Here is a 358-nt window from a genome sequence, read left to right on the forward strand (position 1 = left end):
TTACCAGTGAAAGTAACGTTCAGTCTATCTTTCTATCACATACCCAAATTTTTAAAGAACGATCTAGCCAAAGACTAGAAATCAACATTCACCACCATCACGATGGAATGCTCATTTCTAAGCTTTATACAATCAGAAGCAGTAGTGGTGGAGCCAAACGGGATCGAACCGTTGACCTCCTGCGTGCAAGGCAGGCGCTCTCCCAGCTGAGCTATGGCCCCGTATTGCTACAGGATCCCACACAAAAATTGGTGGGTCTGGGCAGATTCGAACTGCCGACCTCACCCTTATCAGGGGTGCGCTCTAACCAACTGAGCTACAGACCCAATTTCGGGCTGCTTCTTATCGTCTTCTTCAA

Annotated in this window: 2 tRNA genes; both read right to left on the bottom strand. The window is 47.5% G+C overall.

Annotation, left to right across the window (positions count from 1 at the left end):
- Positions 1–145: 145 nt before the first annotated feature.
- Positions 146–221 (bottom strand) — tRNA-Ala (locus tag ACM6IQ_RS23835).
- Positions 222–249: 28 nt separating this feature from the next.
- A tRNA-Ile gene (locus ACM6IQ_RS23840) sits at positions 250–326 on the bottom strand.
- Between the last annotated feature and the right edge of the window lie 32 nt (positions 327–358).

It is taken from the genome of Pseudomonas sp. IT-P100 (genome assembly GCF_949767185.1).
Taxonomy (GTDB): Bacteria; Pseudomonadota; Gammaproteobacteria; order Pseudomonadales; family Pseudomonadaceae; genus Aquipseudomonas; species Aquipseudomonas fluorescens_B.